This window comes from uncultured Bacteroides sp. (assembly GCF_910578895.1).
In the GTDB taxonomy this organism is placed as follows: Bacteria; Bacteroidota; Bacteroidia; order Bacteroidales; family Bacteroidaceae; genus Bacteroides.
In genome coordinates, this window is the sequence record NZ_CAJTSC010000012.1 from 63934 (window position 1) to 72756 (window position 8823).

General features: G+C 44.2%; 7 protein-coding genes and 1 pseudogene (1 of these 8 only partly in view). 1 reads left to right on the top strand and 7 read right to left on the bottom strand.

Annotated features, from left to right (window positions below):
- The 4 genes and pseudogenes from QZ327_RS04835 to QZ327_RS04850 all read right to left on the bottom strand — a co-directional run.
- Positions 1 to 1330: pseudogene (locus QZ327_RS04835) on the bottom strand (DUF3868 domain-containing protein); it reaches 116 nt to the left of the window's first position.
- 12 nt (positions 1331 to 1342) lie between these two features.
- Positions 1343 to 1924, bottom strand: a complete 582-nt coding sequence (locus QZ327_RS04840; protein ID WP_294617604.1) for a DUF3575 domain-containing protein — start codon at positions 1922 to 1924, stop codon at positions 1343 to 1345.
- A 524-nt stretch (positions 1925 to 2448) separates the two neighbouring features.
- Complete coding sequence (locus QZ327_RS04845; RefSeq protein ID WP_294617595.1) at positions 2449 to 3657, bottom strand: site-specific integrase; 1209 nt, start codon at positions 3655 to 3657, stop codon at positions 2449 to 2451.
- Between the two features lie 332 nt (positions 3658 to 3989).
- On the bottom strand, positions 3990 to 4385 hold the full coding sequence (locus QZ327_RS04850; protein ID WP_294617596.1) for a DUF1573 domain-containing protein: 396 nt from the start codon (positions 4383 to 4385) through the stop codon (positions 3990 to 3992).
- 169 nt (positions 4386 to 4554) lie between these two features.
- Here QZ327_RS04850 and QZ327_RS04855 point away from each other — a divergent pair, with 169 nt between their 5' ends.
- Positions 4555 to 5577 carry an ABC transporter ATP-binding protein gene (locus QZ327_RS04855; RefSeq protein ID WP_294617597.1) on the top strand — a complete coding sequence of 341 codons (1023 nt, stop codon included), beginning with the start codon at positions 4555 to 4557 and terminating at the stop codon, positions 5575 to 5577.
- Here the strand turns inward: QZ327_RS04855 and QZ327_RS04860 are convergent.
- From QZ327_RS04860 to QZ327_RS04870, 3 genes are all read right to left on the bottom strand, one after another.
- Positions 5542 to 6282, bottom strand: a complete 741-nt coding sequence (locus tag QZ327_RS04860) for a nucleotidyltransferase family protein (RefSeq protein WP_294617598.1) — start codon at positions 6280 to 6282, stop codon at positions 5542 to 5544. The two genes, QZ327_RS04855 and QZ327_RS04860, sit on opposite strands and share 36 nt — an antisense overlap.
- 14 nt (positions 6283 to 6296) lie before the next feature.
- Positions 6297 to 7727: an RNase adapter RapZ gene (locus tag QZ327_RS04865; protein ID WP_294617599.1), complete on the bottom strand. Its 1431-nt coding sequence runs from the start codon at positions 7725 to 7727 to the stop codon at positions 6297 to 6299.
- A gap of 428 nt (positions 7728 to 8155) precedes the next feature.
- Positions 8156 to 8671, bottom strand: a complete 516-nt coding sequence (locus QZ327_RS04870) for an outer membrane protein (RefSeq protein ID WP_294617601.1) — start codon at positions 8669 to 8671, stop codon at positions 8156 to 8158.
- Between the last annotated feature and the right edge of the window lie 152 nt (positions 8672 to 8823).

The following is an 8823-nucleotide window of genomic DNA, read 5'->3' on the forward strand; positions in this document are numbered from 1 at the left end:
CCTTTTCACGTATGGCAAGTGCACCTCGCGCGTAGACAGCTTCCGCCGAGTTTCCTGCCTTGTTGAGATAACGGCGTGCGGCTTCATAATCGTCATGTCGTATGGCGGCGTTGGCGGCATTCAGGTTGGCAATCTCATCGTTCGGGAACATACGTACCGCTGTTTCAAACACATCGGTAAATTCTGCCGTACCCGGTTCGTAGGTGCTTGCGACAAGATAGAATTCATTCAGGCTTAGATTTTGCGGCCGTTCCGCCATGATACGTTTAATATCTTCCGCATTGTTATAACTGCGTATATTATAATCTATGCGGTAATCCGTATGACGCAATGCCGGATAACAATACTGCAACAGGAAGCGATATTCTGCCGGATAAGTGCGTTTTATCTTTGCCTCTTTTTCATCCGGATCGAGGTTGCTGTCAATCATTTCAAGTATCTCTGCGCGATGGTCGATATTGGAACTTTCCACATACCGCCGTAACCCCTTCCAGTCTTCCGGTTCGTACTCCGTGACAATGATGTCATCGGCAAAATGATATAATTTTCGTATATGCTCCTTGAGCGACTTGGTACGCCCAATCGCCAAGTCGCGGTTGTGTGTATAGGGACTCTCGGGCGAAGCGTATCCTTTGAGCCATACGGAAACAATAGACACGTCTCCGTCATTACGTACAGAGTCAATAGTGGCTTCTATTTTGCCGAGCTCCGCCGTGTTACGGCGGTATTCGGGATAAATCACCGTTTTATTTACGGGAAAGTCGATAAATGCCGAACCGGACAGTGAGCGGCTCTTCATTATTTCAGCTTCAGGGCGTACGAACACCAGTTCCGGGAAAAACGCTTCGGTATGGCGTCCGAGTGGTCCGTCCTGTTCTGCCAGCAACGTATTGCAGCAACCGTAATCACTGCGGTGGAGCAACAGTTTTGCGCCATTCATCCAGTCAGCATAAGACAGGATATTACGGTATGTGATGTCATCGGGTTTCTCGGAGACTTTGTAACTCATCTCGTCTTTGCCGGTAAGCATACTCTCGCCGTTGCGCACATAAAAATAGTAACGGCGACGTCCGTAAATACCGATTGACGGAAGGTCGAGCGAATCCGCTCCGTTGACAAGACGTGGGGTAAGTAATACGGCACGGTTGGCTTCTACATCGAGTGTTGCTAAATCTACAGTCATTTCTACGGTAAGGTATGTGCCGTTACGTTCCATCTTGCAGTGATTGATGGAAACACCGGGTATGATGTTTGTTACATCCTGTGCAGCGGCATCCGACACACTTACCAATCCGAGTAAGGTTGCCAGTATGAATATCGTCCATTTCATGTTCATCGTAATTTAAAAAAGGTAAACTAAATTGAGAGCCGCTTTCGTAGGTCCTACGTAATGATGCGGCTTGTTTGTTTCAAGTTTTTTCCCACACTTCGCACACGGGTATTTGTCGTAACGGGTATAAGAATAGCCTATACCGATTTCGGCTTCTAAGTTCCAATGCCGTCCCAATATCCATGCGTAACCGTAAGCCACACCTGCTCCGACGAACCAACCTTGATAGCGGGCATTTTTCAACTTGCGGGCATCGGTACCCAGAAAGTTTATTGCACCATCAATACCGCCGATGTTATACTGCCCGCCATGTAAATGTGCACCTAAAAAGTGCGCACCGAAACGATCACACAGCCAATAACGGGCTTCAGGCTGCACCGCCCAGTGCTTCCAGCGGCGATCGTGCGAGAGAGTCCACGCGTTGAATTGTCCCGTGATATCCAAAGTCCATTTCGGGGCAAGCCCCAACTCAATACCGAAGTTCGGGTTGAAAAAGCCGTCAGCGAGCAGGTTCGTCTTTAACGCTACATCCTGCGCCTTAACGCTTGAAAAAAACGTTAGCATGACAGCTATGACAGTCAATTTCAGTTTCATATTCATGATATATTACAATATGTTCGTTTTATATATTCTTAATATGATATTCATCTGCAATGCATGCGTAATACGTATACAAACCAAAGAGAATTAGCACAATACATCGTTTTTTATATACTTGCCATTTCTTTTTAAATTACTTCTCTTTTTAAGAGAAAGACAGAAATAATATCACCTTACTTTTAGGGGGTTATAGGTAAAGAATGAAAGATTTGCACAACAAATTCCCGTATCCGCTTAACATCAGATCTGATTTATTCTTGAAAACAGTTTTTTTATCGGTTTTCATTGCTGTTTTCTGCATTTTCACTAATTTTGCATCCGAATACTATTTCTCTTAAAAAGAGAACTTTACGGGTTGTATAGCGGATATTAAAGTATTTCTATCTATTCAGACAATTTATTTTTTACTTGTCTGAAATTTAATGTTTGCCGCATTTTCACTAATTTTGCATCCGAATACCATTTCTCTTAAAAAGAGAACCTTATAATTGCCCGACAAATCCCGGTTCCCTTATCAGTTACAAAGATTTCAGTATCTGACTGTTGGCTTTATCCACGGCAGACGTATCCAGCGAAGCCAAATAGATACGTGTGGTTTTCTCGGAATCGTGTCCCATCGCCTCGCTAATGGTTGCCAATGGCACATTCTTGCTCTTGGCAATGGAGGCCCATGCATGGCGCGCCACATAACTTGTTAGCGGTATGGTCAACCCCAGTTTTTCACCGAGTTTTTTCAGTTTGTTATTAACCTGATGGGCAGCATTCTTGTATTGACGGCGTTCGTCCGTATCCACATTCTTTATTATCGGCAGTAAATAGGGACTTCCACCCGTATCGTACTTATCGACAATCTCGCGCATCGGTCTTTCCCATTTGATAAAAAGAAGCTGGCCTGTCTTCTGTCTGCGGTACGATAGGATGCCGTTTTGCAAATCCTTCTTTCTTAGGTAAGCCATATCAATGAATGACATTCCACGTGTGTAGAATGAGAACATGAAGATATCCCGGGCAAAGTCCATGGCGGGAGACAACCTCAGGTCGAGTTCCCTGATTTGACGGATAATTTTCAAAGGTACGGCTCTTTTGGCGGTTTTGTCGATGCCAGTGTAGACATGCTTGAAGGGATTGCACTGCACGACCAGTTCTTTTTCAACGGCTCGGTTGTAAATGGCGCGTAATCCCCGCATATAGTAGGATGAGGTATTTGGACACACATTATTTGCATGCAGAAAGATTTCATACTCAACCATCAGATTGGAATTTACCTCTTCCAAAAGTATATCCTTCTCTCCGCAAAATCGTCCGAAACTGTTTAAGACGGTTGTATAACGCTCGGCGGTACATGTTTTGCCGATTTGTTTCAATTGCCGGACAAGTTCACGGCCAAACGATATGAATCCTCCGCTATCTGTTGATGTAAGGAAGCATTCCGCGACCTCTTCGGCTGTATAGTTTCGGGCTGCTCGTTCAAAACGAGTGATAATACTTTTGAACCGCTTGATATCTTCCGTCAAAGCGTTTTTCAAAGAAATCAAATAATTCCGGCGACCACTTCCTGTACTCGAAGGAAAGACAATTTCCGCGTTTACCGTATCCCATTCATGTGGGTAGAGTTTATAACCGGAATTGACTTGTCGTGCCATACGATTATGAATTACTTGATAAAATACTGTGCCTTCTTTCGTTAGGATGGTAGAAGCACGAAATTTCACTTTTACTGTTGCCATACGATTTGTTTTTGATTTCAGCCAATAAAAATAAGAGCCTTCATTTTTTTAATGAAGGCTCTTATTTTTATTTTTTGTGTATTTCTATAGGTAACAGCATAGACAACGGATTATATCACACTTGGCAAAAGAAACTTTCTTTCCGTATTTTAATCCAAAAATTTCATATACCTTGGTGTTTGCAATTAGTTGTTTGTCAGTGAACTTTATGTATGCTTACAAATATAGATTCGCGATTTTTAGCAATATTAATATTGACAAGCAATTGGTTAAAAAATAAAAGGGGAGTTCCAGTCGGAACATCCCCTTTGCTCTGTATTATAAAAAAACGCTTATTTGGCATCTTTGGCAGTCATATCGCCTTCCACAAAGAGCCGTAACATTTCTGTCTTGGCATTGGTACGTAATGTGACAGACTTTTTGAAGTGTCCGGGATATTTGCCCGTGCCATTATAAGTAATTTTTATGGTTCCTGTTTTTCCGGGCATCACCGGTTCTTGTGTATATTCAGGAACCGTACATCCGCAGGATGCCACTGCCTGGTGGATTACCAACGGAGCATCACCTACATTGGTGAAAGTAAATGTACAGTTTACTACCGGACTGTTTTCGGAGAATGTTCCGAAATTATGCGTGGTCTTATCGAATTTAATGTCCGCCTTACCTTGTGCGTTGGCATAACCGATACTCATAACCAGCATCAACATATAAAAAGCAAGTTTCTTCATGTCTTTATCTTTTTTAGTTATACGAAGTACAAAGGTAAGTCATTTCTGTGAAAATCACTCATGCTCTGTGCGAAATTGTATTAAATCGGAATTGTTTATGCGCAGATAAGGTGGTTTCCGGCAGAGTATTTGCGTATTTCCTTAAAAATACCGAATATTGTACGTTGAAATGAACAGTGAGACCATACATATAGAGAATCTTTCCATCGGCTATCCCGGCAAGGGTGATGTTAAAGTGGTGGCGGACGGTATTTGTGCCTGCATAAACAGCGGCGAGCTGACCTGCCTGCTGGGTGCCAATGGAGTGGGCAAGTCTACGTTACTCCGTACGTTGTCCGCTTTCCAACCCAAGTTGGGGGGAGAGATACGTATTTTGGGAAAAGAGATTGAAACCTATACGGACAAGCAGTTGTCACGTATCATCAGTGTGGTATTGACGGAAAAGTGCGATGTCCGTAACATGTCCGTTGCGGAAGTGGTAGGGTTGGGCCGTACTCCTTATACCGGTTTTTGGGGTGCACTGGCAAAAGAGGACGAGCAGGTGATGGATTGTTCCATGGCTATGGTAGGCATTTCTCATTTGGCATCCCGGATGATACATACGTTGAGTGATGGCGAGCGGCAAAAAGTGATGATAGCTAAAGCACTTGCACAGGAAACGCCGGTGATTTACTTGGATGAACCTACTGCTTTTCTTGACTTTCCCAGTAAAGTAGAAATGATGCAACTACTGCATCGTCTCAGCAGGCAGACAGACAAGACTATTTTCCTCTCTACGCATGACCTTGAACTGGCTCTGCAGATAGCTGACAGAATTTGGCTGATGGACAAGGCAAACGGTATTATTACCGGTACCCCCGAAGACCTTGCGTTGGACGGCAGTCTTGACCGTTTCTTTACCCGCAAAGGTATTGCATTCGATGCTGAAACCGGATTATTCAGGGTGGATAATGAATGTACTTCACAGATACGTCTTGTGGGTAAGGGGCAGAGATATGCGATGGTGCGTAAAGCACTGCGACGTCACGGTATACTTGCCGGTTGCGATGTGGTATCGGAAACATACATTGAAACGGAAGACGGGCAGGAGTGCGGCGATTTCGTACTGCACCGGCCTGGCAGAGCACCGGTCCGGTTTGCCAGCATTGCAGATTTGCTATCGGCGGCTGTACTCCATTTCGGCTTTCGCTAACGTTTCCGGTTTGCCGATATCAAACCAACTGCACTTTCGAAGCGGATAGCCTTGTATGCGGGCTGTACTGCAGATGGAAAGATAGAAAGGAATGATGGAGAACTTTCCCGTCCATTGCCTATTTTCCATGTGATGGAAGATGGAGGGAGATATGACATGGATTCCACCGAAAGCCATCTCCTTGTACTTGCTTTCCTGGAAATCGAAACCTTCGGGTTTGGTTTCTCCTGTAGACTTGTTTATCCACCCTTGTAGCAAATGGTCGTCATCTAACAGCAGGTAGCGGGTAGTCTGTCGTTCACTGACGAGTAGGGTGGCTTCGGCGCCGCTTTTCCGGTGATGTCTGTATAGTTCTGCAAGGTCTATGTCGCAGAGGATGTCGGCATTGTGTACAAGGAACGGTTCGTCACCGTCCAGAAACGGCCGTGCTTTCTTTATCCCGCCGCCGGTGTCGAGTAGCATGTCGCGTTCGTCGCTGACATGGATGGTGACTCCGAAATCGTTATTGGTGCGAAGAAACTCAATAATCTGCTCTCCGAAGTGGTGGATATTGACCGTAATATCATCAAATCCGGCTGCTTTTAGCCGTAATATTACTCGTTCCAGCATCGGTTTTCCCGCTACGGGGATGAGGGCTTTGGGAGTATGGTCGGTCAGCGGCCGCAGGCGTGTGCCCAGTCCTGCGGCAAATATCATCGCTTTCATTGTTTTCTTGTCTTTTATTGTTTTGCGTTAAAGGTCTGCTCTATATTTTGCTCCCGGTGCACTAAGTTTACTTGCACACCAAACTCTTTGTTCAGGTGTTCTGCCAAATGCTGGGCCGAATATACGGAGCGATGCTGACCACCCGTACAGCCGAAGCATACGGACAGGTTGGTGAAACCTCGTTCCATATACCGTTTTACGGATGCGTCTACCAAAGCATATACATGTTCAAGAAAGACGGTTATTTCCCCATCGTCTTCAAGGAACCGGATAACGGGTTCATCAAGTCCGGTAAAAGGTTTGTAGCGCTCATATTTACCGGGGTTGTTTACGGCACGGCAATCGAACACGAAACCGCCGCCGTTGCCGGATGAATCTTCGGGAATACCTTTTTTGTAGGCAAAACTGGTGACTTTTACTACCAGACGGCGTTTTTGCAGGTCGTCGGTGAATTGTTTTAATTCTGTCAGTTCATGCAACACCTTGCAGAGGTACGGATATTCGGGGTAGGGTTCTTGCAACAGTTGCCGTAAATTTTCGATGGCAAAAGGTACACTTTGGATGAAGTGCGGTTTCTTTTCAAAGTAGCCGCGGAAACCATAAGCACCCAATACCTGCATGGTGCGGAACAGTACGAAATGGCGGAGTTGGGCATAGAAGTAGTTTTCGTCTACCGGCTGGTATTTTCGTAAGGCTTCGATGTACTCTTTCAGAAGTTCTTGGCGCAGGCTGTCGGGATAGTTGGCTTTGGCTTGCCACAGGAAAGAAGCTACGTCATAGTAGACAGGGCCTTTGCGTCCGCCTTGGAAGTCTATGAGCCAGGGTTCGTTGTCCTTGATCATGACATTGCGACTCTGGAAGTCGCGATACATGAAAGTGGCGGAACTGCTACGGAGAAGTACGTCTGCCATCTTTTGGAAATCGTCTTCCAGGCGATCTTCCTGAAATTCCATGCCGGTTGCCTTGAGGAAGCAATACTTGAAATAGTTCAAATCCCAAAGTATACTACGGCTATTGAACTCCGCCTGCGGGTAACAGTAGGAGAAGTCCATACCGTCGGCTCCGGCAAATTGTATGGCGGGCAACAGCCGGATGGTCTTGCGCAACAACTGTTTTTCTTCTTCGCCAAATACACTGGTTTTACGTCCTTTTTCAATGGCATTGAATAGTAACGTGTCTCCCAAATCTTCTTGTAGGTAGTACACGCCGTCTTCTGAACGGATGAATACTTTGGGCACAGGCAGACCTTTCTGTCGGAAATGCTCTGCCATATAGAGAAATGCGCGGTTTTCCTCTACGGATTCGCCACTGACACCTATCAGTGTAGGTATGCCTGTGAGACGGAAGTAACGACGGTTGGAGCCGGAAGAGGGAAGCTCGTCAATAGTTTCGGGTTCATGTCCGATATGTGCGATGTAGAGTTTTTTAAGTTCTTCGGTTATCATAGCGTTTTTTATATTTAGTGGGGCGAAGATAAAACTTTTTTTTCAACATTCACTTTTCAATCAAGGTTTTGATTGTTTTGTTACTAATGATGTTTCGATAAAGATGGTAACTTTTTCTTAATTTGTAGCGCAGATTAGTTAACAACTGCGTATTCCTATTAAACCATGTTATAAATCGGGATGTGAAGTGCCGATAATTTGGAATTTCACAGAATATCCGTACATTTGCAATGTGTTTTTCATAGTATTAGATTTAAGGTTAACAAAAGATTGGCTGTCTGGGATAGATAGCCTTTTTTTATGCCTTTTCACTACATTTTGAATGACAGACCGAAATAATACTGGCTTTAGTTTTGACACCTTTCAAAAAATGAAGGTGCATCGTTTATTACGACACACCTTCATCGGTTTGGTTATATGCTGTCCTTTTAGAATTTATATCCGTATCCTAACATAATTACTACATTATCGTCTTTGGCAAACATAAATTTGGCTTCGGCGTTCAAATAGCTGCGTTCGGAAATAGGTAGTGTGATACCGCCACCAAGATTGAAGGCGAATTTAGTGGAGTTGCTCCGGCTGGTTTCTACCTGCTTTCCGTCTACTTCGACAGTCTGTTTTCCGTAGAAATTGTTTTGCATACCGATACCGGCAAGAGGATAGACGGAAAATCCTTGACCGTCTTCCTTGAAGTTGAATACATAATGGAAGTTCACGTTCACGTCCAATCCTGTAACTTTGTCTTTAGGAAAGAAGAAAGTCACATCCGGAGCAATCCGGAGATTATTCGCTATCGCGTAACGTCCTTGCACTCCCAGACCAAATCTTTGGTAGTTGGTCTGGTAACCGATATTGCCCATTACAGAGCTTTCTCCTTTAATAGTTTGGGCATTTATGCCCACGGATGCCAATGCAATCATGGCCAGTAAAAATAATTTTCTCATAATTAAGGCATTTAGTTAATAAAATATTTCTTTGAAAGAGGGATGTTCCTCTTTTCATGTCAACAACAAATGTTTTATTGTATTTGTTTGCTACATATTGTTATCTTTCAATTTTTCATAAAGCGAGAAATAATGTTAATTCCGTTTTTATC

Coding starts and splice junctions, on each gene's coding strand:
- QZ327_RS04850 (WP_294617596.1), bottom strand. CDS start 4,385: ATGAAGAAACTTGCTTTTTATATGTTGATGCTGGTTATGAGTATCGGT.
- QZ327_RS04860 (WP_294617598.1), bottom strand. CDS start 6,282: ATGAAAGCGATGATATTTGCCGCAGGACTGGGCACACGCCTGCGGCCG.
- QZ327_RS04845 (WP_294617595.1), bottom strand. CDS start 3,657: ATGGCAACAGTAAAAGTGAAATTTCGTGCTTCTACCATCCTAACGAAA.
- QZ327_RS04870 (WP_294617601.1), bottom strand. CDS start 8,671: ATGAGAAAATTATTTTTACTGGCCATGATTGCATTGGCATCCGTGGGC.
- QZ327_RS04865 (WP_294617599.1), bottom strand. CDS start 7,727: ATGATAACCGAAGAACTTAAAAAACTCTACATCGCACATATCGGACAT.
- QZ327_RS04840 (WP_294617604.1), bottom strand. CDS start 1,924: ATGAAACTGAAATTGACTGTCATAGCTGTCATGCTAACGTTTTTTTCA.
- QZ327_RS04855 (WP_294617597.1), top strand. CDS start 4,555: ATGAACAGTGAGACCATACATATAGAGAATCTTTCCATCGGCTATCCC.